This is a genomic window from Pseudomonas sp. SIMBA_068, from assembly GCF_046534705.1.
In the GTDB taxonomy this organism is placed as follows: Bacteria; Pseudomonadota; Gammaproteobacteria; order Pseudomonadales; family Pseudomonadaceae; genus Aquipseudomonas; species Aquipseudomonas putida.
Genome location: NZ_JAWRYI010000002.1, coordinates 510,690 through 534,908, shown reverse-complemented (window position 1 = coordinate 534,908; position 24,219 = coordinate 510,690). Strand labels below are relative to the sequence as shown.

Sequence of the window (24,219 nt, the reverse complement as noted above, 5' to 3'; positions counted from 1 at the left end):
CGATGAACTTCTCGAAATTCTTCATTACCCGGCCGATTTTCGCCGCGGTGCTGTCGCTGGTGCTGCTGATTGCGGGTTCGATCTCGCTGTTCCAGCTGCCGATCAGCGAATATCCCGAAGTGGTGCCGCCCACCGTGGTGGTGCGTGCCAACTTCCCCGGCGCCAACCCCAAGGTCATCGGCGAAACCGTCGCCGCGCCGCTGGAGCAGGCCATCACTGGTGTGGAGAACATGCTGTACATGTCTTCCCAGTCCACCGCTGACGGCAAGCTGACGCTGACCATCACGTTCGCCTTGGGCACCGACCTGGACAACGCCCAGGTGCAGGTGCAGAACCGCGTCACCCGTACCCAGCCCAAGCTGCCCGAGGAAGTGACGCGTATCGGTATCACCGTCGACAAGGCCTCGCCCGACCTGACCATGGTCGTGCACCTGACGTCGCCGGACAACCGCTACGACATGCTCTACCTGTCCAACTACGCCATCCTCAATATCAAGGACGAGCTGGCGCGTCTGGGCGGCGTAGGCGACGTGCAGCTGTTCGGGATGGGCGACTACTCGCTGCGCGTGTGGCTGGACCCGAACAAGACCGCTTCGCGCAACCTCACCGCCAGCGATGTGGTCGCGGCCATCCGCGAGCAGAACCGCCAGGTGGCCGCCGGCCAGCTGGGCGCACCGCCTGCCCCCGGTTCCACCAGCTTCCAGCTGTCGATCAACACCCAAGGCCGTCTGGTCAACGAGGAAGAGTTCGAGAACATCATCATCCGTGCCGGTGCCGATGGCGAAATCACGCGCCTGAAGGACATCGCCCGGGTCGAACTCGGCTCCAGCCAGTACGCCTTGCGCTCGCTGCTGAACAACCAGCCAGCAGTGGCACTCCCGATCTTCCAGCGCCCAGGCTCCAACGCCATCGAGATCTCCGACGAAGTGCGGGCGAAAATGGCCGAGCTGAAGAAAGACTTCCCTGAAGGGATGGACTACAGCATCGTCTATGACCCGACCATCTTCGTGCGCGGGTCCATCGAAGCAGTCGTGCACACCCTGTTCGAAGCACTGGTGCTGGTGGTACTGGTCGTCATCCTGTTCCTGCAGACCTGGCGCGCCTCGATCATCCCGCTGCTGGCCGTGCCGGTATCGTTGATCGGTACCTTTGCAGTGATGCACCTGTTCGGCTTCTCGCTCAACGCCTTGTCGCTGTTCGGCTTGGTGCTGGCCATCGGCATCGTGGTGGACGACGCCATCGTCGTGGTGGAAAACGTCGAGCGCAATATCGGGCTGGGGCTGAAACCGCTAGAAGCCACGCAAAAGGCCATGAGCGAAGTGACGGGGCCAATCATCGCCACCGCCCTGGTGCTGTGCGCCGTGTTCGTACCTGCGGCGTTCATTTCCGGCCTTACCGGGCAGTTCTACAAGCAGTTCGCCCTGACCATCGCCATTTCCACCGTGATCTCGGCGTTCAACTCGCTGACCCTGTCGCCGGCCCTGGCTGCCGTGCTGCTGAAGGAACACCATGCGCCCAAGGACCGTTTCTCGCGGTACCTCGACAAGCTGCTGGGCAGCTGGCTGTTCTCGCCGTTCAACCGTTTCTTTGACCGCGCCAGCCACCGCTACGTGGGTGGCGTGCGCCGTGTCATTCGCTCCAGCGGCATCGCCCTGTTCGTCTATGCCGGCTTGATGGGCCTGACCTACCTCGGCTTCTCCTCCACGCCGACCGGCTTCGTGCCGGCCCAGGACAAGCAGTACCTGGTGGCCTTCGCCCAACTGCCGGACGCGGCCAGCCTCGACCGTACCGAGGCGGTGATCAAAAGAATGAGCGAGGCGGCCCTCAAGCAACCCGGTGTTGCCGACTCCATCGCCTTCCCTGGCCTGTCGATCAACGGTTTCACCAACAGCCCGAACAGCGGCATTGTGTTCGTCTCGCTCAAGTCGTTCGATGAGCGCAAGGACCCTAGCCAGTCGGCGGCCGCTATTGCCGCCACGCTGAATGCCCAGTTCGCTGACATCCAGGAAGCCTACATCGCAATCTTCCCACCGCCGCCAGTACAGGGGCTGGGCACAATCGGCGGCTTCCGCCTGCAAATCGAAGACCGGGGCAATCTGGGTTACGAAGCGCTGTACAAAGAAACCCAGAACATCATCGCCAAGAGCCACAACGTGCCAGCGCTGGCAGGCCTGTTTACCAGCTACCAGGTCAATGTGCCGCAGGTCGATGCCGCCATCGACCGGGAAAAGGCCAAGACCCACGGCGTGGCGATCAACGATATCTTCGACACCTTGCAGGTTTACCTGGGCTCGCTGTACACCAACGACTTCAACCGCTTTGGCCGCACCTACCAGGTCAACGTCCAGGCTGAGCAGCAGTTCCGTCTCGATGCCGAGCAGATCGGCCAGTTGAAGGTGCGCAACAACCTGGGCGAGATGATCCCGCTGGCGACCTTTCTCAAGGTAAGCGACACCTCCGGGCCGGACCGCGTGATGCACTACAACGGCTTCATCACCGCAGAAATCAACGGTGCAGCAGCCCCGGGCTACAGCTCTGGCCAGGCCGAAGCGGCTATCGAGAAGCTGCTGAAAGAGGAACTGCCCAACGGCATGACCTTCGAGTGGACCGACCTGACCTACCAGCAGATCCTCTCGGGTAACACCGCGCTGCTGGTGTTCCCGCTGTGCGTGCTGCTGGCGTTCCTGGTGCTGGCCGCCCAGTACGAAAGCTGGAGCCTGCCGCTGGCGGTGATCCTGATCGTACCGATGACCCTGCTGTCGGCCATCACCGGTGTGATCGTGTCGGGTGGCGACAACAACATCTTCACCCAGATCGGCCTGATCGTACTGGTGGGCCTGGCGTGCAAGAACGCGATCCTGATCGTCGAGTTCGCCAAGGATGAACAGGCCAAAGGCCTGGATCCGCTGGCTGCGGTGCTGGAAGCCTGCCGCCTGCGCCTGCGGCCGATCCTGATGACTTCGATTGCCTTCATCATGGGTGTGGTTCCGCTGGTGTTCAGCTCTGGTGCAGGTTCGGAAATGCGCCATGCCATGGGTGTGGCGGTGTTCTCGGGCATGATCGGCGTAACGGTGTTCGGCCTGTTCCTCACCCCCGTGTTCTTCTTCCTGATCCGCCGTTTCGTCGAGCGTCGCCAAGCCCGCAAGGCCGAACACGCTCAAGTGCTGGAGAACCATGCATGAACCTGCTTAAACCCCTGACCCCAAGCCTGCTGGCACTGGCCCTGGCGGCCTGTGCGGTAGGCCCGGACTACCAGGCCCCGGCCACCGAACCTGCGCAGTTGAGCAGCGATGTGCAGGCCAAGGCCTACGACCGTAGCCGCTTCGAAAGCCTGTGGTGGAAGCAGTTCGACGACCCGGTGCTTAATCAGCTGGTGCTGGCTTCGCTGGACGGCAACCGTGATTTGCGCGTGGCCTTTGCCCGTCTGAAGTCCGCCCGTTCCATCCGCGAAGACGCCGAGAACGACCCGTTCCCGGTGGTCACCAGCCGCGCCAGCAGCGAGATCGGCAAGGGCCAGATCCCTGGCCAGACCACGCAGCGGGTGAACAGCGAGCGCTATGACCTGGGCCTGGACATGGCCTGGGAGCTTGACCTGTTCGGGCGCATCCAGCGCCAGATCGAGGCCAGCGAAGCCCAGGAAGCGGTAGCCGCCGCCGACCTGCAACAGTTGCAGGTCAGCCTGATCGCCGAACTGGTCGATGCCTATGGGCAACTGCGCGGTGCGCAACTGCGCGAGAAGATCGCCTTGGCCAACCTCAAGACCCAGCAGGAATCGCGGACCATTACCGAAACCCTGCGCGATGCCGGCGTGGGCAACGACCTCGACGTGGTACGTGCCGATGCACGCCTGGCCGGGGTTGAAGCCACCGTGCCGCAACTGCAGGCCGAACAGGCGCGGGCACGGCACCGCATCGGCACCCTGCTCGGCCAGCGCCCGGACGCGCTCAGCGTAGACCTGTCACCCAAGGACCTGCCGGCCATCGCCAAGGCGTTGCCGGTGGGTGACCCGGGTGAACTGCTGCGCCGTCGCCCGGACATCCGCAGTGCCGAGCGCCAGCTGGCTGCCGCCACCGCCAACGTCGGCGTGGCCACCGCAGACCTGTTCCCCCGTGTCAGCCTCAGCGGCTTCCTTGGCTTTACCGCCGCACGCGGCTCGCAGATCGGCTCCTCGGCAGCCAATGCGTGGGCGCTGGGCCCAAGCATTACCTGGGCAGCCTTCGACCTGGGCAGCGTGCGGGCCCGCCTGCGCGGCGCCAAGGCCGATGCCGAAGGGGCGCTGGCCAACTACGAGCAGCAGGTATTGCTGGCCCTGGAAGAATCGGCCAACGCCTTCAGCGATTACGACAAGACCCAGCAGCGGCTGCTGTCGCTGATGCGCCAGAGCGACGCCAGCCGCAAGGCAGCGGAGCTGGCCTCGATTCGATATCGCGAAGGTACGGTGGACTACCTGGTACTGCTCGACGCCGAGCGCGAGCGGCTGAGCGCTGAGGATGCGCAGGCCCAGGGTGAGGTCGATCTGTACCGCGGTATCGTCTCCATCTACAAGGCCCTGGGCGGCGGCTGGCAACCGGAGACCGTGGCCAGCGCACGCTGACACCCCCGTTTCAACGACTCCTTTGGTTGGCTCCTCCCCCAACCGTTTGCCCCGCTGGCCTTGGTCCGCGGGGCTTTTTTATTTCAGGATGACTCCAGCACCGCGCTTTGCTGGACTACGCCACAGCCGTATACAGCAGGTTTATCAACGACTTAGGCGAGTTCAACATATGCCGGTGCTTTCTGAAACTTGACCCGGCTTCCCTTCTGCTGACTCCTACGAGGCTCCTGGGAGTCGGGTCTTTCCGAGGAGTCATCATGGCAAAGATCAAGCTCACCAAGTCCGCAGTCGATGCGGCACAACCCCAAGCGCAAGCCATCGAGCTACGCGACACCCTCGTTCCCGGCTTCCTCTGCAAGATTACGCCGGCCGGTCGCAAGGTGTTCATGCTGCATCATCCCGCTGCTGGGTCGCAAGAAGGTTCACGATGTGAAGCTGGGGCTATCGGCCAGACGGCACCAATCCTTGCCGCCACGTCCCGAAGTTCCCTGCCGGCAAGTCCACCCACCTCATCAGCGACGAGGACGTGGGCAAGCTGTTCCGGCAGCTCGACAAGATCGAAGCCGCAGGGCTTGAGAACTACGTCATCCCGCTTGCGATTCGCCTGCAATTCGAGTTCGCTGCCCGCCGCTCCGAAACCGTCACGCTCGAATGGGAATGGGTCGATCTAGAGCATCGGCGTTGTGGCCGTACCAGCCGCTTTTCTTCAACAGGGGAACTTCACGATGACGATGCGCAAGCTGCGGCTGGGGACCGGGGATTCACGAGGCGTACCTGAAGGTACTCAGACCTCACTCGTTCGGCGGTTAGGACGCGGGAGACAGGTGGATAGCGCGATCAGGCCGAGCACCAGTACTGCGCCCCCAAGCACGCCCAGGCCGGTGCCGAACGCCGCACTAACACCCATTGCCACCAGCGCGGCGCTGCCAATCTGACAGAACCCTACCAGTCCCGACGCGGTGGCCGCATGCCCGTGCTCGCTGGCAATGGCTCCGGAGACGGCCAACGACAGTGATGAACCATTGGCGAGACTGACCAGGCACATCGGCAGCACCACTGTGACTGCGCCATGCAGCCCCAATGCCATCACGGCCAGAAACCCTACGCCACCAAGCACGAAGCACATGATGCCGACGGCGAGGATGCGATCGTAGGGCCAGCGATCCAGCAAGCGCTTGGCCAGCAGATTGGCACCGATGATGCCGGCCGTCAGCGGCAGATACAGCCAACCGCTTTGTTCCTCACTCAAGCCCAGGCGCGCGAACAGAAACGGCGATTGCGTCAAGTAGACAAACCAGGCGCAATAGATCGTGCAGACCACCAAGGTGTAGCGGCGAAAAGTTCGGTCGCGCAAGACCTGGCTGAAGCCGGCAAAGGGAGAGGTACGGGTGCGGGCAGCGATGGGGAGCGTTTCCGGTAGTAGCGTCACCACCATCAGCAGTGCCACGACACCGAATGCGGCGACGAACAGGAAGTCAGACCGCCAGCCGAAAGTCGCAGCCAAGTGCCCGCCTATGGCCGGCGCCAGGGCTGGCGACAGCGACACCAACGGGTAGATCACCGCATAGACTTTGGCAGAAGTGCGCTTGTCGCAGGTGTCGGCAATCAGTGCACGGCCAACGACAAGGCCCGCAGCCGCGCCAACGGCTTCCAGCATGCGCCACGCCAGGAACCCATTGTAGCTGGCGGAGATAGCGCAGCCCACCGAGCCGACGATGTAGAGGGCGATGCCAGCCAGCAGTACGGGCTTGCGGCCATTGCGATCCGATAGTGGCCCGTAGGCCAACTGGGCAATTGCCAGTGCCAGCAGGTAAAACGAGATCGTCTGCGGCATCTGCCAGTCGGCAACGCCGAACTCCGTGGCCATGTTTGGCATGGCGGGCAGATACACGTCCGAAGCAATCAGGCCGAAGGCACTCAGCATGGCGACGGTGAGAATGAAGGACAAGCGAGGCATGGCAGTTCCCGGCAGCCAGGCGTGCGGGCTGCGCGTTATAGGTTCAGAAGGGATGAGCCACATGCTACGGATATGCGTTCTATGTGAAAATGCACAAAACAGCTACATAGGGCTGCAAATTTGCAGCATGAACACTGAGGCAGTGATGAATTGGGACGACGTACGCATATTTCTGGCAGTCCAGCGCGCCGGTACCTTGCGCGGAGCGGCGCAGCAACTAGTCATTGACCAGACCACGGTGAGCCGGCGTCTGACCGGGTTAGAGCGGGCGCTGGGCAGTCGGCTGTTCCTGCGCACCACGGGCGGCTTGATGTTGACCGACACCGGCCTGGAAGTGCTACGCATGGCCGAGGATATGGAGCGCATGGCCGTCTCCTTCGAGCGCCGTGGCGAAGGTGCCGATGCGCGCGCGGCCGGTGAGGTTCGCGTGACCACCACCGACGCACTGGCGGTGGACTTCGTGGTTCCTGCCATTGAACAACTGCGCGCCATCCATCCTGAGGTGCGGGTGATCCTGAGCACTACGACGCGGCTGCTCGATCTTGCGCGGAGGGAGGCTGACATTGCTGTACGTACCTTGCGGCCAGAGCAGCCGGATTTGATCGTTCGCCAACTCGGCTGCTGGGAAGTCGGCCTGTATGCTACCCAAGGCTATCTGGCAAAACATGGCGAACCGCAGCCCGGACAAGGCCTTGCGAATCACGATATTGCGCTTTACCAGCAGGGTGTGACCGGGCGGCAGGACGACACGCTGGCGGGCGAATCCAGGGCACAGGGTCGCGTGGTTGCCGAACTGGATTCGAGCCTGATGCTCGCGACCTTCGTACGCGCCGGCCTGGCCATAGGCGAGTTACCCGAGTACCTGACCCGGCGCGATCCCGCGCTGGTGCGGCTATGGCCGGAGCGCCGTCGGGCCAAGCCCTACGAGGCGTGGTTGGTGCTGCATCAAGACTTGGCGCGCACGGCCAGAGTGCGTGTCGTCGTGGAGGCGATCACATCGGCTTTCGCCGATTGAATGTCGGGCTTGCCATGCCACGTAGTTGCTATGAGGAGCGACGGCCAAGAGACTACGATACTGAGACAAGTGTGCCATTTGCAGGCATTAGTCCCCGATGCAGTGCGACTAGGCCATTTTTTATGTCGTTGAATCTTCAGCGCCTGCGAGATCGAGCGCCGCCCGCGCGGCGCATCGCGAGCTGCGCTCGCTCCTACGTTTGTGTCGGGCCAATCGAACCTGCGAGATACGCGCGCGACCGCCTTGGTGCCTGCACTCGGTTGCATTTACCCCCCGGCTGGCCCAAGCTCTGCCCTTCCCGCCGCCACGGACCGTCCGATGCACAGACGCAACCGCTACCTGATCGCCCTGCTGCTGTTGATCCTGGTATCGGCCCTGTTCGGTTACCTGTGGCGCGATGAGCAGCCAGCCCCGCCCACCTTGCCTGCACACAGCTATGCCAAGGCGCTGCGCCAGGCCCATGACGGCCAACCCGGCGCTGCGCGCGTGCTGTACCAGCAATTGCAACGCGACGACCTGCCCCCTATCCGCCGAGCTGCACTTTATGCCGAGTTACCCAACTACCCCTCCCCCCAGGCATTGAAACTCGCCCGCCAGGACCTGGAGCATGCCGACCCGCTGGTGCGCCGTGCGGCCATTGCCGGTATCCGCCGCCTGCTGCCGGCGGCGCAGCGCAGCCTGGTGCTCGGCCCATTGCTGGACGACGACGAACAAAGCGTGCGCTTTGCTGCCGTGGATGCCCTACTGGGCCTCGATCCCGATGCCATCGGCCTGTATTTCGGCCCGTTGCAGGCAGCCCTGGAACAATACCAGCAGGCGCTCGAGCAACAACCCGAGGATGCCGACGCCCAGGTACACCTGGCGCGCCTGTACCTGCACGAAAACGACTACACCCAGGCAGCCACGGCCTTACAGCGAGCGCTGGAGGTTGCACCCGGCAACCTCGACGCCCTGGCCACCCAGGTGCGCCTGCTGGAGCGTCAGGGCCACCACGATGCCTCGCGCCAGGTCTTGGGCAAAGCCTTGGCGCTAAGCCCCGACTCAGCCTTCCTGCAGTACGAGCTGGGGCTCTGGCTGAACCGCCACGAGCAGCGCGAGTACGCCTTGCTGGCTTTGTCCCGCGCCGTCGAACTGGACCCGGACAACGCCGACTACCGCTATACGCTGGCAGTCACGCTGCACGAACTGGAACAACTCGACGCCGCGCAAAAGCAGCTGGAAACCGTGCTCAGCAGGCAACCGGCCAACCGCCGGGCGCGGGTGCTACTGATCCAGTACTCGAAAGAGACCGGGCAATTGCAGAACGTACAAGTGCTGCTGGCCGAGCTGGAGCGTCAGAACCCGGACGACCCCGTATTACAACAGGGCCTGTAGGCAACACCTGAATATTGTTGAACCCTGAGCGTGTGCCCAGGGTCCAGTGGGTATCAGGCTGCCCTACAGGAGAGTCGTTTTGGCCCATTCACTGGCGCTGGATGAACGTGCCTTGATTCTGGCACCTCCGCCATTAGCGGCGGATACCTCGCGCCTGCTCGCCTCCGCCGGCATCGATAGCCTGTGCGCCGTCGACCTGGCCAACCTGCACAGCTGCCTGGCTGAAGGCGCAGGCCTGGCAATCATTGCCGAGCAAGTGTTCAGCCAGGGCCCAAGCGCGTTGCTCCAAGCATTCCTCGACCAGCAACAAAGCTGGTCGGACCTGCCCATCGTGCTGCTGATCCAGGGTGCCTGGTCGGCCACGGGCGCGAGTAACCACCCGGTGGGCAATCTTCTGCTGATGGTCGCCCCGTTCGACAATGCCCAACTGCTGCACATGACCCAATCTGCCCTGCGTAACCGGCGCCGACAATACCTGACACGCGACCAGTTGCAGGACCTGCAGCAGCGTCTGAACACCCCGGTCGCATCGTCAGACCCGGAGCAGGAACGCAACGATTTCGCCCACTACCAGGCACGCAAGATGGAAGCCATTGGCCAACTGGCCGGAGGAGTTGCTCATGACTTCAACAACCTGCTCACCAGCATTGGCGGCAGCTTCGAGCTGATTGAACGGCGACTGCATCAAGGCCGCTGCGATGGCTTGGACAGCGTGCTGCGCATGGGCCGTGAGGCAGTTGCACGGGCTGCCCGCCTGACCCACCGGTTGCTGGCGTTCTCCTCCCGCCAATCGCTGCACAGCCAGCGCGTCGACCTGCACAGCCTGCTTGAGGTGAAACGCCTGAAGGCCTGCCTGAACCCTGCCGTAACCTTGCACGTGCACATCGCCAAAGGGCTGTGGCCCGTAGAAGCCGATAACAAGCAGTTGCAGGATGCCCTGGACAACCTGCTGCTCAATGCCAGCGAAGCCATGCCCAATGGCGGCCAGTTACGAATTGAGGCGAGCAACCAGCACATCGAGAACACACAATTCACCAGCGGAGCGCTGTGCGCCGGTGACTATCTGCGCCTGAGCATCATAGATGACGGCCAGGGCATGGCGCGAAGTACGATGGAGCACGCTTTCGAGCCTTTTTTCAGTACCAAGGCGATCGGCCAGGGCATCGGCCTGGGCCTGTCGATGGTGTATGGCTTCAGCAAGCAGTCCCGCGGGCATGTCACGCTGCACAGCCAGATCGGCCAAGGCACCCAGGTAGACCTGTACCTGCCGCGCCATATCGGCCAAGCCCGGGAACCGAGCAAGCCGATACCTGTGCAAGGTCCCCGAGGCCGTCATGTGCTAGTCGTCGAGGACGACCCCCATGTCCGTCAATTGTTGTGTCAGGCGCTGCGCGAGAGCGGCTTCCCCTGCCACAGCGCGTCCAACGCCACCCAAGGCCTTAAAGTGCTGCGCTCGGCACAACCCGTGGATCTACTGGTCAGCGACATCGGCTTGCCCGGCATGAATGGTCGGCAACTGGCCGAAATTGCACGCAGCCTGCATCCGCATTTGCCGGTGCTGTTCATCACCGGCTACGCGGAAACGGCCATGGCCCGCGAGGGGTTTCTTGACGCGGGCATGCACCTGATCTGCAAACCGTTCGAATTGAAAGAAATAAAGGCGCAGGTAGCGCGGATTCTCACGAAGTCCTGAACCCTATTGTTGGTCGAGCATGGTTAGCGCCTGATCGGCAAGGTCCGCCAGCAAAAACGGCTTGTTCATCAATGCCGTTCCCGGCTGATCGAGCAACTGCGCTTCAACAGAATGGTCAGCATAGCCGGTGATGAACAGTATCTTCTGAGCAGGGACCTGCATGCGCATGGCCTTGGCCACTTGGCGGCCACTGAAGCCGCCCGGTAAACCGATGTCGGTAATCACCAGGTCAAAGGGATCATCGAGGCGGAAGCGCTCCAGCGCAGTATTGGCGTCACTCGCATCAGTGACCACAAAACCGCGTTCGGTCAGGTATTCGCGCATCACGGTACGCAAGTTGAGCTCGTCATCCACCAGCAGTAAACGCTCGCCCTGGGCAATACGTTGGGAGCGCAGCCGGGGTTTGGGCTCTTCGGGTACTGGCTCATGGCATCTTGGGAAAAGCATTGAAACCTTGGTGCCTTGGGTCGGAGCCGATTCGATCCACGCATACCCCCCCGATTGACCGACAAAGCCATACACCATCGATAGCCCTAGCCCGGAACCACGTCCGATCGCCTTGGTGGTGAAAAATGGCTCAAAGGCCCTGGACATTTCCTCCGCCGACATGCCTCGGCCGTCATCCTCGACATGCAGGGCCACATAGTCGCCTGGCGGCAGGCCACCCTCATCGGGAAAACTGGCCGTTAACCGCTCGTTGACGCTCCGAACAGTGACATTGCCACGCTCCAGGCAAGCCTCCCGGGCATTGGCGCATAAGTTGACCAAGGCATTTTCAAGGTGGGGAATGTCCAGGCATACCGCCCACGGCGCGACATCCAGTTGCCAGTGCAAGCGCATCTCTGCGCCCAGCGCCTTGAGCAGCAGCGGCTCGCTTTGCCGTAACTGCCGATTGAAGTCCAGGGTCTTGGGTGCAAGTGGGTGATGCCGAGAGAATGCCAGCAGGCGATGAGTCAGCTCCATGGCGCGCAGCACGGAGTCGCGAGCGACCTCCACATAGGTTTCAATCCGCTCCATGCGCCCCTCCTGCAAGCGCCGCTGCAACAGTTCGAGGCTACCACCGATACCAGACAGCAGGTTGTTCATCTCGTGGCCCATGCCCCCGGCCAACTGCCCCACAACCTCCATGCGTTCACTGTTGCGCATCAGGGCTTCAGACTGACGCGCGGCCTCCTCGCGGTCTTCGGTGATATCCCGACCGACTGCCGTCAGCAGGCTGCCGTCGAACCGTGCACTCCAGCTAAACCAGTGATAATGGCCATCGCGGTGGCGCAAGCGAGTCTGCACCTGCTCGGCATCGATGTATTGCAGGAGCCCGGAGACCGCCACCTGGACCTCGGTGCGATCCGCCGGATGCACCAGCTCCAGTAACGGCACATCGTGAACCTGCTCCTGGGTCCAGCCCAGGATGCGGTACCAGGCCGGGTTGGCGGCATGCACCCTCAGCTCAGGGGTTATCGTCATCATTGCATCACGCGACAACTGCCAGATCTGCTCGCGCTCGGCCACATGCCTCTCTATCTGCCGTTCAAAGCCTTGGGCCTGCTCACGCCAATGATGATGCGCCTCAACGCTGGCCGTGGTCTCGATCACCGTGTGCAAAAAACCCGCCACGTTGCCAAGTTCATCGTGCAGTGGTGCATAACCGAACGCGCACCACAGCGGCTCGCTGCCTTCGCCGCAGACGATACGCTGGGGCGGGTCCTCGACAAAGTTTGAACGCCCTTCAAGCGCCTTGAACACCCAGGGCCCCATTGCCGGCCAGAGATCACGCCACAGCGCATCGAACCCGTTGCCTAGTGCATCCGGTCGGGCGACCCGCAGCGCCCGATAGCCATCGTTGTGCACCACGCAGAGGTCCGTCCCCCAGACCACTGCGCAGGGAAACGGTGACAAAACCATCATGTCAACGGCAATGCGCAACGATGCCGGCCATCGCGGCAACGGCCCAAGGGTTGTACGCCCCCAGTCAAATTGCGCAATTCTATCGCTCATCAGGTCGAGCGATGGCGATACGGGCGTTTTCAGGGGGAGCTGCCGCGCAGGTTTGCGCGGCGTACCGTGTACGGCCAATAGCGTTACTCCAGCAATGCAAAGATTCACCCCGAGTGCCGAGGCTACCCCCGAGGGTTTCGTTCAAATTAGCACAGCATAAGCTGCGCACTATGGCGTACGTGCGCCTGGCAGCTATGCTGATTAGGTTTTCTCCGGGCCAGGGAGCAACGGCCCATTCAGGTTGCCGACGGGAGCGTGGTCATGAGCAAGAAAATGCTGGTAGTGCTGACCAATACAGCCAAGTATCCGACCCTGAAACGGGCCACGGGGCTATGGCTGGGTGAAGCAGTGCACTTTGTCGAGAAAGTCGAAAAGGCCGGCTACACGGTCGATTATGTCAGCCCACAAGGTGGCTATGTCCCTATCGACCCACACAGCCTGCAGATGGCTCCCGATCTGGACTGGCAATGGTATGACGACAAATCCTTCATGACGCGACTGGGCACCAGCTTGAGCCCTGGCCAGGTAAAGGCCGACGAATACAGCGTCATCTATTACACCGGTGGGCATGGGGTGATGTACGACTTTGCCGATAACCACCCGCTGCAAGAGCTCGCACGCAAGATCTACGAAAAAGGCGGCATTGTTGCAGCGGTCTGCCACGGCGTAGTCGGCCTGCTCAACATCAAGCTCAGCGACAACAGCCTGCTGCTGAAAGGGCGGAAGGTGACCGGCTTTTCCAATATCGAGGAAAAGCTGGTTGAGCTGGATAACGTGGTTCCTTTCTTGACCGAAAACGAGCTAGGCGGCCGCGGCGGCGAGTACAGCAAACATGATGAGCCGTGGAAGCCATACGTCATAGAGGATGGTCGGTTGATCACCGGGCAGAACCCGGACTCCACTGCACTGCTCGCAGAGAAAGTACTGGCAAGACTCGAGGTTAGGTAAAGCCTTACATCAATCTTTTGGTTTTCCTCTCGCGCAGACTGCTCGCGGCCTACAGCCGGCCGGTCAATGAACGCTTAGGCTCGGGGCTCAGCTGTACCCCACGAACAGCTTAGGCCGGAGAGCGATTGCCCTATGTTGAAAATCATGCACGCCGGGCGCCGCCTGCGGGAGCTCCTGCTGCTCGCCACTGTAGGCTTGGTGCCTGTGATTTCCGGTTTGTTGGTGATGATTGTTCAACTGGAAATGAAGCTTGAGGAAAACGCGGCCATTTCCGTTCAGGAAGCGGTTTTCAGCATTGACCAGGCATTGAATCGACTGCAAGAGGCTGCCCAGCGCACCCTGCCACTGGCAGGCAAGCCCTGCGAAAGCGTTAACAGCGCTTTACAGGAGCAGGTCGTGAGCCGTTCCATGCTCAGGTCGTTGACCCTGGTAAAGGGCAATGAAGCCTACTGCAGCAGCACTTCAGACTCACTGGACTACTTATCTGCCTTCGCCTCATCGGGCCAACAGGTCGAACTGTCCTATGGGCAACCTGACAGGCGCCGCAAACTGCTGGTCAACTTTTACCTGCAAGGCAACGAAAGCGGCGTAATCGTGACCGCTTATGCCTCACAGCTGCGCAATGAACTGGATGGTTTTCAGGATGGCCTGACGCTGCTGGTGGAGTTTGGCGACCGCTGGATCTGGAGCGAAGGCGATAGCCGTGACGCACAGCGCCCTTCCCAGTCCGAGTTTCTCGCAACCGCGTTATCGGCCAAATATGGGTACAGGGTAAAAGGCGGCTACGCGCAAGGTTCCACCGCCCAGGAAATCCGCCAGTCCATGCTGCAGATCCTGCCCTCGTTGATGCTGGTGGGGACCGTGACCGGCCTGATCGTCTATCTGGGCCTGTTCAGGGGACGCTCCAGCAGCAGAGATAGAGCCGCCAATGCTACATGAAGGCGGCGCTACCCAGAGGGCATCAGTCGGTGCTCAGCACGCCGCGGCGTACCTGGTCACGTTCGATGGATTCGAACAGCGCCTTGAAGTTGCCTTCACCAAAGCCATCGTCACCTTTGCGCTGGATGAACTCGAAGAACACCGGGCCGAGCAGGGTTTCCGAGAAAATCTGCAACAACAGGCGTTTGTCTTCGGGCTGCGAGGCACCATCGAGGAGGATGCCGCGTGCTTGCAACTGGTCGACCGGCTCGCCGTGACCAGGCAGCCGCTCTTCAAGCATTTCGTAGTAGGTTTGCGGCGGCGCAGTCATGAAGCGCATGCCAAAGCCCTTCAGGGCATCCCAGGTCTTGAGCAGGTCGTCGGTCAGGAAGGCCACGTGCTGGATACCTTCGCCGTTGAACTGCATCAGGAACTCTTCGATCTGGCCTGCACCCTTGGACGACTCTTCGTTGAGCGGAATGCGGATCATGCCATCGGGAGCGGTCATGGCCTTGGACGTCAGGCCGGTGTACTCACCCTTGATATCGAAGTAGCGGATTTCGCGAAAGTTGAACAGCTTCTCGTAGAAGCCAGCCCAGTAGGCCATGCGCCCGCGATAAACGTTGTGGGTGAGGTGGTCGATGATTTTCAGGCCGGCACCCACCGGGTTGCGGTCAACACCTTCGATGAAGTTGAAGTCGATGTCGTAGATCGAGCTGCCTTCGTCGAAGCGGTCGATCAGGTACAGCGGCGCACCCCCGATGCCTTTGATTGCCGGCAGGCGCAGCTCCATCGGCCCGGTTTCGATTTCAACCGGCTGGGCGCCCAGTTCCAAGGCACGGGCATAGGCCTCATGAGCATTGCGCACACGGAACGCCATGCCGCACACCGACGGGCCGTGTTCGGCCGCGAAGTACGAGGCGATGCTCTTGGGTTCGTTGTTCAGGATCAGGTTGATGCCACCCTGGCGGTACAGGTGCACATCCTTGGAACGGTGGCTGGCCACCTTGGTGAAGCCCAGAATCTGGAAGACCGGCTCAAGTACGCCTGGGGTCGGCGAAGCCAGTTCGATGAATTCGAAGCCCATCAGGCCCATTGGATTGTCGAAGATATCAGCCATGTTCGTGTCCTCATCTGCAGCGAAATATTATTGATTGCGTAGGATGTGGGACAGGAACGGCGGGGCGCAGGGGATGCCTCGCACGCTGCGGGCGAGGAAGTCACCTATGATCAGCTTGAACCCATGGTATGTCATATGGACCCATTCTCGGCGGGCTTGATCCTTCGGTATTGAAGGACCTTATTGTTGTATTCGTAAATGGATTCTACATTGCGTAAAAACGTTTGTCGCGTTTTAGTTGGCCGCGTGTCCCGACAAGCGGCTATCCTCTCGTTACCCTTCACACAGATCATTCCCGCATGCCTCTTACCGCCAAACGCCGCGCCCACCTGAGCTGGCGCAACCTGCTGCCCTGGGTCGTCGGCGTGCTGCCGGTATTGTGCGGCCTTGCCGTGATGAACTGGCAAGTAGAGCGCGAGATGCAGGCCAGCAGCCAGGCCACCACCCGCCAGGCGGTGGAGCACGTCGAACGCATCCTCGACAACCTGTCCCGTGCTGCCAATGCGCTACTCCCCCTGACTGCCAGCCCTTGCGACCAGGTCCAGCTTACGCTGCGTGCCCAGGTGACCCGCAATGCCTTCGTGCGCTCGACCAACCTGTTCAGGCACAACAACCTTTATTGCACCTCGCTGTTCGGCGAATTCGACGAGCCGGTCAACGCCAGCGATTACACCGATGGCAAGCTGTGGCTGATGGACGGCAACTCGGTCACCCCGGGGCATCCGCTGTTGGTGTACCGCGCCAGCGACGGCGACAACGGCGCGATCACCACGGTGGATGGCGACCATTTGTTGACCGCATTGCGCCTGATCGGCCCGGATGAAGAGCTGCAAATACGCGTGGGCAACGCCTGGATGGGCAAGGACGGCGTTGTACACATAGGCGCACCACCTGTCGCAGCCAGTGCCAACGTGTTGCTGGGCTCGACGCGTTACCCGTTCAGCGTGCAGGGCGGCTACAGCGCCGACAAGCAAGGCCAGTTGCTGCGCAGCCACTACCCTGCCCTGCTCAGCCTGCTGCTGGTACTGGGGGCCGTGGCCGCGCTGGTCTGCCGCTGGCAGATTCGCCGCGCCACCTCGCCCCGCGCCGAGCTGGATCGGGCCCTGCAGGCTGACGAATTCCTGCCGTACTTCCAGCCGGTGGTGCGCAAGGGCGATTACCGCTGGGCCGGTGCTGAGGTGCTGATGCGCTGGAACCACCCGCGAGAAGGCCTGGTTCGCCCTGACCTGTTCATCCCCTATGCCGAGCACAGCGGGCAGATCGTCGCCATGACCCGGGCGCTGATGATGCACACTGCCCAGAGCCTCGCGCCCTACATTGGGCTGCTGGAGGATGGCTTTCACATCGGGGTCAACATCACCGCCGACCACTGCCGCGACTTGCGCCTGCTGGACGACTGCCGCACCTTCCTGCAGCACTTCCCGCCTGGCCGGGTGGTACTGACCCTGGAGCTGACCGAGCGCAAGCTGATCGAGCCCACCCCGGTGACCCTGGAACTGTTCGAGAAACTGCATGCCATGGGGGTGATGATTGCACTCGACGACTTCGGCACCGGGCAATCCAGCCTCAATTACCTGCGCCAGTTCAAGGTCGACTACCTGAAAATCGACCAGAGCTTCGTTGCCATGATCGGCGGCGATGCGCTGTCCGTGCACATCCTCGAAACCATCATCGAGCTATCTGCCAAATTGGGCCTTGGCATCGTTGCCGAGGGTGTCGAAACCGACACCCAGCGCGACTACCTGGCCCGCCATGGCGTGGACTTCCAGCAAGGCTACCTGTTCGCCAGGCCCATGCCCGCGGCGCAGTTCCTTGAGGCACTGGCCTCACATCCGGGCGCGTCACGGTTGCCGCAAGGCGCGCCCCCTGAGATCATGCGCGGCTGATCCAACCGCTCAACTCCCCATTCGAGGCATTTGTGTCAAAAGGCATTGTTTCATCGGTCATGGCGTCCTGTCTGTTCGCTGTGATGTACTTCTATACCTCACTGCTCACGCCACTCGATGGCGAAGAGATCTTTGGCTGGCGCACCCTGCTGACGCTGCCCTGCCTCACCTTGTTCATGCTTGTCTCGAAGGACTGGAAACGGGTAGGCGAGCTGCTGGCCCGGGTAAAACGCACGCCCGTGCTGTTGCTGGGCATGGTCGGTACGTCCTGGCTGATGGGCGTGCAGTTGTGGCTGTTCCTCTGGGCGCCCCTGCACGGGCGCAGCCTGGAAGTGTCGATGGGCTACTTTCTGCTACCGCTGGCCATGGTGCTGACCGGGCGGCTGGTGTATGGCGAGCGCCTGTCGCGCCTGCAGAAGGTAGCCGTGGCCTGCGCCGCGCTGGGCGTAGGCCACGAGCTGTACCAGAATGGCAGTTTTGCCTGGGAAACCCTGCTGGTGACGATCGGCTACCCGATCTACTTCGTACTGCGCCGGCGTTGCCGCACCGACCACCTGGGTGGCCTGTGGTGCGACATGTGCCTGCTGCTGCCGTGGGCGCTGTACTTCGTGATCCAGGGCCCGCTTTCGTCCGGCGACCTGCAGGCTCACCCGGGCCTGTATGCCCTGATCCCGGTCCTTGGGGCCATCAGCGCCTCGGCCCTGATCGCCTACGTGCTGGCCAGTCGCTTATTGCCATTCAGCCTGTTCGGCCTGCTCAGCTACGTCGAGCCCGTGCTGCTGGTGGGGGTGGCGCTGCTGCTGGGCGAAACCATCGGCCCGGATCAGTGGCTGACTTACCTGCCGATCTGGGCCGCGGTGCTGGTACTGGTGCTCGAAGGCTTCAAGCACCTGCTGCGTCAGCGTCGCCGTTCGGTATAAGCCGAACCTGGCGCACCCGCCGCTCTTCAACCGCCTCCACGGTCAGCGTCCAGCCATTCCAGGCCAGGCGGTCACCCACCATCGGCAGGCGGTCGAGCAGGCTCATTACCAGGCCTGCGAGGGTCTGGTAATCGTCGGTGGCACGGGCACTGAAGCCGGTACGTGCCTGCACCTGGCTCAGGTTCAGTGCACCGCTCACCACAAAGCCTTCACCCTCCTGGACGATACCGGGGCCTTCAACCTCGCTCGCGTCCGGTAGTTCACCGGCAATCGACTCAAGGATGTCGGTCATGGTCAGCAGGCCGGTGAAGTCACCGAACTCGTTGACCACGAAGGCGATGTGGGTCGACTGCCCACGCATCTGCTCCAGGGCATTGAGGATGCTGAAGCTCTCCAGCAGGTTCAACGGCGCCCGTACCATGCCTTCCAACTCCGGCTGGTGGCCCGACAACAACTCCTTGAGCAGCTCCTTCTTGTGCACGAAGCCCAGTGGTTCGTCGACACGGCCATTACGTATCAACGGCAGGCGCGAGTACGGCGAGTTGGCGAGGGCCTGGGTAATGGCTTCGGCCGGTTGCGCAAGGTCGATCACATCGACCTCGGCACGTGCGGTCATCACCGTACGGATCGGCCGCTCGGCCAGGTTCAGTACGCCACTGATCATTACCCGCTCACGGCGGTCGAACAGCACCTGTTCCTCGCCACCTTCGACCAGGTCGGCGATTTCCTCGCCCACCTCGTCAGCCTCGACCCGGCGACCGCCCAGCAGGCGCAGCACGGCATGTGCGGTGCGCTCGCGCAGCGGCCGGTGCTGCTGCAAGCTGCGCTTGCGGCGGGCACGGGCCAGCTGGTTGAACACCTCGATCAGGATCGAGAAGCCAATCGCTGCGTACAGGTAGCCTTTCGGGATATGGAAGCCCAGGCCCTCGGCGGTGAGGCTGAAGCCGATCATCATCAGGAAGCCCAGGCACAGCATGATCACCGTGGGGTGGGCGTTGACGAAGCGGGTCAGCGGCTTGCTGGCAACGATCATGATACCGATCGAGAAGATCACCGCGATCATCATCACCGACAGCTCATCGACCATGCCCACTGCCGTGATCACCGCATCCAACGAGAACACCGCGTCCAGCACCACGATCTGGGCGACGATAGGCCAGAATGCGGCATGGCGCAGCGTGCCACTGGCCTGGGTCACATGGCCTTCCAGGCGTTCGTGCAACTCCATGGTGGCCTTGAACAGCAAGAACACACCACCGAACAGCATGATCAGGTCACGGCCAGAGAAGCTCTTGCCGAACACATCGATCAAAGGTGCGGTGAGGGTGACCATCCACGAAATACTGGCCAACAGGCCCAGGCGCATGATCAATGCCAGGCTCAGGCCAATCACCCTCGCGCGGTCGCGCTGATGCGGTGGCAGCTTGTCTGCCAGGATGGCAATGAACACCAGGTTGTCGATACCCAGCACCAGCTCAAGGACGATAAGCGTCAACAGGCCTAGCCAGGCCGTGGGATCGGCTAGCCATTCCATTAGCGGGTACTCACGAAGGAAGCGTCACGAGGACAGAGGGGGGACGGCCTGAGAGGCCAGAGACTGGGGGGCTCCGCGAAGGTGCTCATATATACCTTGATAGAAAATTGGGAAAATAATCCTACAGGCACAGCAGTTTTCTCTGATAGCGCAAAACTATTACAAAACCTGTAACGCGTGTGGGTCCGCATTGGGGGTACTTTTATTCAATACTCTAGACAACCAACAGCTGAAACTCAGGGTTCCTTGCAACTACCCGGATCTCTCACATGAGCCTGTCCCTGTCCATGGCCGCCTTCGCACTGGCGGCGTCAATCTCCCCCGGCCCGGTCAACATCGTTGCCCTGAGCAGCGGCGCCAGCCATGGCTTACGTGCCAGCCTGGCGCATGTCGCCGGCGCCACTCTGGGCTTCTGTCTGTTGCTGGTGCTGGTCGGGCTGGGCCTGCACCAGCTGCTGCTGCGTTGGCCTGTGTTGAGCGTGCTGCTGCACTGGGGTGGGGTGATGTTTCTGCTGTACATGGCATGGAAACTGGCCCGCGACGATGGCCAGCTGACTGGCGCGCACTCAACACCCGCCCCCTCGGCCTGGCACGGCGCGGCCATGCAATGGCTGAACCCCAAGGCCTGGCTGGCGGCAGTGGCCGGGGTCGGCGCTTATACCGGCGGTGAGCAGCACTTGCTGTGGTTGTTCACCTGGATCTACGGGCCGATCTGTTTCATTTCGGTGGCCAGTTGGGCATGGGCCGGCAGCGTGATTCGTCAGTACCTGAGCAACCCACGGCACATGCGCCTGCTCAATCGAGGGTTGGCGGTTTTGCTGGCGGGCAGCGCTGTGTACCTGGTTATCTGACCCCGGTGGCATTGCGGTAATGACCCGGCGTCGCAGCCAAATGCTTTTTGAACGCCCGCTGCAAGTGCGCCTGGTCGGCAAACCCGGCCTCCTGCGCAACCTCGGCAATCGCCTGCCCCTGACGCAACTGCGCCCTGGCCAGCTGAACGCGCTGGTCGAGCAGATAGCCATGCGGTGTCAGCCCGTAATGTTGGCGAAAGGCACGAATCAGGTAGGCGCGCGACAGGCCGCACGCTGTGCAGATATCTGCCAGGCTCAGCGGATCGCTGCGATGAGCGCGTATGAACGCTGCTGCCGCGTCCAGCCGTGGGTGGCCTTCGTCACTGACACGGGCATTGGCGCCGAGAAAGCCCGGCAATGAGCCGAACAGCGCGGCCAGGCGGCCTTCCCGGTCAGGCACACCCGCATCGAACAGGTCTGCAAACGCCTGCAATAACCGTTGGTACAACGCAGGCGAGTCACTCCAGGTTTGCGTCGGCAATTCAAAGCCTTGCGCCTGTAACCAGGGGAGGTCGACGAACAGCATCAGGTAAGACCAGGGCTCACCGTCGATGGGATTGCAGGTATGCACAACGCCCGGGTTCATCAGCACGGTGGTACCGGCCCCTACCTGGATGCGAAGGTCACCGTTGAGGTAGGTGCTTCGCCCGCCGGTGATCACACCGATCGAAAAGCTCTCATGGGAGTGCGCGGCGTAGCACACCTGCCGCCCGTCCCCTACCCGCCGCGCTTCGACAAAGGGTAATGCAGGGTCACGCCAGAACCGCGAAACCTCGATCATCCCCTTGCCCACTCGCTGCTGACATGCACCGATACTACACGTTTACCTGTGGAAACAGGTCCAGCGTCCGCTCCACTTCACCGATATCAATCACGAAGCCATCACCCTCCGGTATGCCGACCACAAAGCCAAAATGCTGGTAGTCACGGTCGGTCAGGTACTTGTAGTAGCTGACAAAACGGTTCGGCGGCTGCAAGGTCAGCAGGCAGCCGCCAGGCTGAAGCACATTCACCCCGTGCACCAACTGGCTGCCCTCCACGCCGATGACCACTCTGGCCCCGGCACAGGCCGCAACAATACTCGGTACGTCGGACTTCAGCGGATTGACGACGCGAAAACCACGGGTCACACGCAGGTGCTCGGCAAGCTCCAGCTCGTTGCGCAACAGGCGCAGGTCACCGTCACCGCCGCGTAGCAGGAATACTCCTGGGTGTGGGGCATGCGCCACGTGCGACAGCAGTTTATCGCCCATGGCTCGGTAGCGGGCATGCCGGCTGCGGTTGTTGCCGTGATCATCGAACAGCACCAGCTCACGGAAAAACGCACTGCGCAGCCGCAGCGGCTGCATGCCCAGCCAGTCTTCATAGGCCGGCGCCTGGGTGAACAGCGGGTACCTGGCCGATGGCGCAGTGGTCACCGGTATGCCCTCGTTACAGGCCAGCGCATAGGTTGGGCAATCTTCCATCAGCCAGGTGCCGAACCACGAATTGCCGTTTTGCGTGCAGTAAATGGCGGCGCGGTCTATTTCGTTGTCCACGATGATTGTCGGGAAGGTATTGGGCTTCTGCGACAGCCAGTGGCTGGCCTTGCCCTTGTACAACGCGCCATCGACCAGCCATACATCCTTGATCAGATAGCCGCGGGTTGGCCCTTCCAGCGTGCTGATGCCGCCCTCCATGGTGCGAGCAGGATGCACGTAGGGGTAAAAACGCTTGCCCTCCCAGCCCGTTACCCGCTCCAACTGGCCAGGCAGGAAAATGGCCGGCGGCGACACCCTGGTTTCGCCCGGGGCAATGTCCCAACTCTTGGTGGCGATGCTCTTGAGGTCGAGGGCCGTGTTCTTGCCCAGCCGCTTGCGCGCCATGTAGCGGTAGGCGGCCAATGTCCACGTGTGCTGCTTGGTTTCGGGCGATGCACTGAACTGCGAGATGTCGCTTCCCATGAAGCGTCCTCCCCTGATGACGAAGTCTAAACCCTGGCGTCAAGCGCCAGATCAATGCATCCCTGGCAACCACTCAGTTGCATGTGACTCTTTCCATGGTGGGCGGCGACTGCAGGCTGGCGTACCGGCTGCGCAGGGTTTCCACGAACGGTTCACCCGCACTCCTGCCACCATAGAGATAAATCTTGTGCAGGCCGCCAAACACCATCTCGTGGTAACGGCTGGCAACCTCCTCATCGCTCGGGCCCTCCGGCAACCCCAGGTGCAGCGTGAGTTTGTCGCCCTCCACTGCAAACATAGGGGTATCCCACAAGAACTTCGCCGTACCGGTCTTGGGCAAGCGAACAAACAGGTAGGCATGGTTGCCCAAAGAGTCGATGTCCCCCCCGCGACGGCGCTTCCATTTCAGCAGGCCGTCGTCCGGGCGCGCCAGGCACAGGCCGATGTCGTAATAATCGAAGCCCTGCTCCAAGGCCCATTCAAGCGCCATGAAAGTGGTAATCGAATTGACCTCGCGCAACCTCTTGGCATCACTGAACACCGCCTCGCAATAGCCGAAACGCAACGTGCTCCAGTAGCGCTTCCCACCGCGCACCACTTCGCAACCCAAATGGCAGCCGATCACTTCGTCACCCAACGTGATCAGGTCGAGCCTGCCGACGCTTTTGGCAATGCGGAACACTTCTTCCGTGGGGAACTGCGCAGCATGGATACCCTGCCTGGCGGTGGCATAGGGGCGCAGCAGCTCACGGTCTGCCATGGCGATCTCGTCGTCCGAGAGGGCCTGGCGCATCCGGTACAGCGGGCGATTCTTGCGAATGCTGCGCCGCAGTTCGCTGTCGTAGCGCGCCGTGATGTCCTCCAGCGAGCGGCCCAGCGGCACTACGGCGCTCAGGTAATGGGGCACTGACAGCGCCCCCGACGAGGGCATTTCGCTGATGACCACGACATGGTTGGCAGCCGCCGTCGCACTTGCACTGTCCACGATAGAAGCGCTGCCCTGGCCCTTGCCACCGATCAACAGCTTGGCCATTTCCCGCTGTTGCTTGCGGCCGATGTAGAGAATTTCGTAAGGGCTTTCCTGCTGTAGCCGAAACCTGGCTACTTCCCAACGCCAGAAACAGGCACGCGCCGCCATTTCCCGAACTTTGCTGGCCAGCAGCCTCATTTCGTAGCGCATGGAGGGTGACAGGAGCTTTCGCGCCACAGCCGTCAAGGTCTCTTTCATTTCTTCTTCGACGTCCTTTGAAGTGTGCTCTATGGTCTATCTGAAAAAGAGAAAAAATCAGCAAAAACACTTAACGCCTTGATTTTTATAGTTTGCCCTGAAACTTGCCTATCACATTCAGTAACAATTTAAGATGCCTGCAAACGCTTTGGCAAGCGGCTTCTGGCTGACTTTAGATCAAGTTTGATGGCGTCAAATTTCCTGCGTGAAAACCCACGTCCATCGCAAGTTTGCTATAAGCGT

General features: G+C 61.7%; 17 protein-coding genes and 1 pseudogene. 11 read left to right on the top strand and 7 right to left on the bottom strand.

Annotated features, from left to right (window positions below; all coding sequences use genetic code 11):
• The first annotated feature begins 2 nt into the window (after positions 1–2).
• From SB756_RS08680 to SB756_RS08670, 3 genes and pseudogenes are all read left to right on the top strand, one after another.
• The gene (locus SB756_RS08680) at positions 3–3,182 is read left to right on the top strand and encodes an efflux RND transporter permease subunit (RefSeq protein WP_410910665.1); all 3,180 of its coding nucleotides are present in this window, start codon (positions 3–5) and stop codon (positions 3,180–3,182) included.
• Positions 3,179–4,594, top strand: coding sequence for an efflux transporter outer membrane subunit (locus SB756_RS08675; protein ID WP_410910664.1), 1,416 nt, complete (start codon positions 3,179–3,181; stop codon positions 4,592–4,594). The genes SB756_RS08680 and SB756_RS08675 overlap by 4 nt, the downstream gene beginning before the upstream one ends.
• A gap of 257 nt (positions 4,595–4,851) precedes the next feature.
• Positions 4,852–5,276: pseudogene (locus SB756_RS08670) on the top strand (hypothetical protein); the annotation flags it as partial.
• Positions 5,277–5,378: 102 nt separating this feature from the next.
• Here SB756_RS08670 and SB756_RS08665 read toward each other — a convergent pair.
• Positions 5,379–6,551, bottom strand: coding sequence for a multidrug effflux MFS transporter (locus SB756_RS08665; RefSeq protein WP_410910663.1), 1,173 nt, complete (start codon positions 6,549–6,551; stop codon positions 5,379–5,381).
• Positions 6,552–6,696: 145 nt separating this feature from the next.
• Between SB756_RS08665 and SB756_RS08660 the strand changes: the two genes are divergently transcribed.
• The 3 genes from SB756_RS08660 (at position 6,697) to SB756_RS08650 (ending at position 10,633) form a co-directional block, all read left to right on the top strand.
• Positions 6,697–7,566 (top strand): LysR family transcriptional regulator, encoded by an 870-nt coding sequence (locus tag SB756_RS08660; RefSeq protein ID WP_341795690.1) that lies wholly within the window; start codon positions 6,697–6,699, stop codon positions 7,564–7,566.
• 318 nt (positions 7,567–7,884) lie between these two features.
• Positions 7,885–8,940 (top strand): tetratricopeptide repeat protein, encoded by a 1,056-nt coding sequence (locus SB756_RS08655; protein WP_049276408.1) that lies wholly within the window; start codon positions 7,885–7,887, stop codon positions 8,938–8,940.
• Positions 8,941–9,019: 79 nt separating this feature from the next.
• The gene (locus SB756_RS08650; protein ID WP_410910662.1) at positions 9,020–10,633 is read left to right on the top strand and encodes a response regulator; all 1,614 of its coding nucleotides are present in this window, start codon (positions 9,020–9,022) and stop codon (positions 10,631–10,633) included.
• A gap of 3 nt (positions 10,634–10,636) precedes the next feature.
• On the opposite strand, the gene SB756_RS08645 is transcribed toward SB756_RS08650, so the two are convergent.
• Entirely contained in the window at positions 10,637–12,484 is a 1,848-nt protein-coding gene (locus SB756_RS08645) for an ATP-binding protein (RefSeq protein WP_410910661.1), read from the bottom strand.
• Positions 12,485–12,889: 405 nt separating this feature from the next.
• Between SB756_RS08645 and SB756_RS08640 the strand changes: the two genes are divergently transcribed.
• The gene (locus SB756_RS08640) at positions 12,890–13,576 is read left to right on the top strand and encodes a type 1 glutamine amidotransferase domain-containing protein (RefSeq protein ID WP_410910660.1); all 687 of its coding nucleotides are present in this window, start codon (positions 12,890–12,892) and stop codon (positions 13,574–13,576) included.
• 132 nt (positions 13,577–13,708) lie between these two features.
• Complete coding sequence (locus SB756_RS08635; RefSeq protein WP_341795694.1) at positions 13,709–14,515, top strand: CSS-motif domain-containing protein; 807 nt, start codon at positions 13,709–13,711, stop codon at positions 14,513–14,515.
• Between the two features lie 22 nt (positions 14,516–14,537).
• Here SB756_RS08635 and hppD read toward each other — a convergent pair whose 3' ends face one another.
• Positions 14,538–15,614: a 4-hydroxyphenylpyruvate dioxygenase gene (gene hppD, locus SB756_RS08630; protein ID WP_063423504.1), complete on the bottom strand. Its 1,077-nt coding sequence runs from the start codon at positions 15,612–15,614 to the stop codon at positions 14,538–14,540.
• Positions 15,615–15,913: 299 nt separating this feature from the next.
• On the opposite strand from hppD, the gene SB756_RS08625 reads away from it, so the two are divergent.
• Positions 15,914–17,500 (top strand): EAL domain-containing protein, encoded by a 1,587-nt coding sequence (locus tag SB756_RS08625; protein ID WP_341795695.1) that lies wholly within the window; start codon positions 15,914–15,916, stop codon positions 17,498–17,500.
• A gap of 32 nt (positions 17,501–17,532) precedes the next feature.
• The gene (gene rarD, locus SB756_RS08620) at positions 17,533–18,420 is read left to right on the top strand and encodes an EamA family transporter RarD (protein WP_024717647.1); all 888 of its coding nucleotides are present in this window, start codon (positions 17,533–17,535) and stop codon (positions 18,418–18,420) included.
• On the opposite strand, the gene SB756_RS08615 is transcribed toward rarD, so the two are convergent.
• A complete protein-coding gene (locus SB756_RS08615) occupies positions 18,383–19,954 on the bottom strand; it encodes a TerC family protein (protein ID WP_341795696.1) in 1,572 nt (523 codons plus the stop codon). The genes rarD and SB756_RS08615 overlap by 38 nt on opposite strands.
• A 269-nt stretch (positions 19,955–20,223) precedes the next feature.
• Here SB756_RS08615 and SB756_RS08610 point away from each other — a divergent pair, with 269 nt between their 5' ends.
• Positions 20,224–20,805, top strand: a complete 582-nt coding sequence (locus SB756_RS08610) for a LysE family translocator (RefSeq protein WP_063423508.1) — start codon at positions 20,224–20,226, stop codon at positions 20,803–20,805.
• On the opposite strand, the gene SB756_RS08605 is transcribed toward SB756_RS08610, so the two are convergent.
• The 3 genes from SB756_RS08605 to SB756_RS08595 form a co-directional block, all read right to left on the bottom strand.
• Positions 20,798–21,586: an AraC family transcriptional regulator gene (locus tag SB756_RS08605; protein WP_410910659.1), complete on the bottom strand. Its 789-nt coding sequence runs from the start codon at positions 21,584–21,586 to the stop codon at positions 20,798–20,800. The genes SB756_RS08610 and SB756_RS08605 overlap by 8 nt on opposite strands.
• Positions 21,587–21,620: 34 nt before the next feature.
• Positions 21,621–22,748, bottom strand: a complete 1,128-nt coding sequence (locus SB756_RS08600; RefSeq protein ID WP_341795699.1) for a glycosyltransferase 61 family protein — start codon at positions 22,746–22,748, stop codon at positions 21,621–21,623.
• 73 nt (positions 22,749–22,821) lie between these two features.
• Complete coding sequence (locus SB756_RS08595; protein ID WP_341795700.1) at positions 22,822–23,976, bottom strand: hypothetical protein; 1,155 nt, start codon at positions 23,974–23,976, stop codon at positions 22,822–22,824.
• Positions 23,977–24,219 lie beyond the last annotated feature (243 nt).

Bases quoted from the DNA above. Each gene is read 5' to 3' on its own strand.
- hppD (WP_063423504.1), bottom strand. From the start codon at position 15,614: ATGGCTGATATCTTCGACAATCCAATGGGCCTGATGGGCTTCGAATTC.
- SB756_RS08600 (WP_341795699.1), bottom strand. From the start codon at position 22,748: ATGGGAAGCGACATCTCGCAGTTCAGTGCATCGCCCGAAACCAAGCAG.
- SB756_RS08655 (WP_049276408.1), top strand. From the start codon at position 7,885: ATGCACAGACGCAACCGCTACCTGATCGCCCTGCTGCTGTTGATCCTG.
- SB756_RS08615 (WP_341795696.1), bottom strand. From the start codon at position 19,954: ATGGAATGGCTAGCCGATCCCACGGCCTGGCTAGGCCTGTTGACGCTT.
- SB756_RS08625 (WP_341795695.1), top strand. From the start codon at position 15,914: ATGCCTCTTACCGCCAAACGCCGCGCCCACCTGAGCTGGCGCAACCTG.
- SB756_RS08635 (WP_341795694.1), top strand. From the start codon at position 13,709: ATGTTGAAAATCATGCACGCCGGGCGCCGCCTGCGGGAGCTCCTGCTG.
- SB756_RS08660 (WP_341795690.1), top strand. From the start codon at position 6,697: ATGAATTGGGACGACGTACGCATATTTCTGGCAGTCCAGCGCGCCGGT.
- SB756_RS08665 (WP_410910663.1), bottom strand. From the start codon at position 6,551: ATGCCTCGCTTGTCCTTCATTCTCACCGTCGCCATGCTGAGTGCCTTC.
- SB756_RS08640 (WP_410910660.1), top strand. From the start codon at position 12,890: ATGAGCAAGAAAATGCTGGTAGTGCTGACCAATACAGCCAAGTATCCG.
- SB756_RS08680 (WP_410910665.1), top strand. From the start codon at position 3: ATGAACTTCTCGAAATTCTTCATTACCCGGCCGATTTTCGCCGCGGTG.
- SB756_RS08595 (WP_341795700.1), bottom strand. From the start codon at position 23,976: ATGAAAGAGACCTTGACGGCTGTGGCGCGAAAGCTCCTGTCACCCTCC.
- SB756_RS08610 (WP_063423508.1), top strand. From the start codon at position 20,224: ATGAGCCTGTCCCTGTCCATGGCCGCCTTCGCACTGGCGGCGTCAATC.
- SB756_RS08675 (WP_410910664.1), top strand. From the start codon at position 3,179: ATGAACCTGCTTAAACCCCTGACCCCAAGCCTGCTGGCACTGGCCCTG.
- SB756_RS08605 (WP_410910659.1), bottom strand. From the start codon at position 21,586: ATGATCGAGGTTTCGCGGTTCTGGCGTGACCCTGCATTACCCTTTGTC.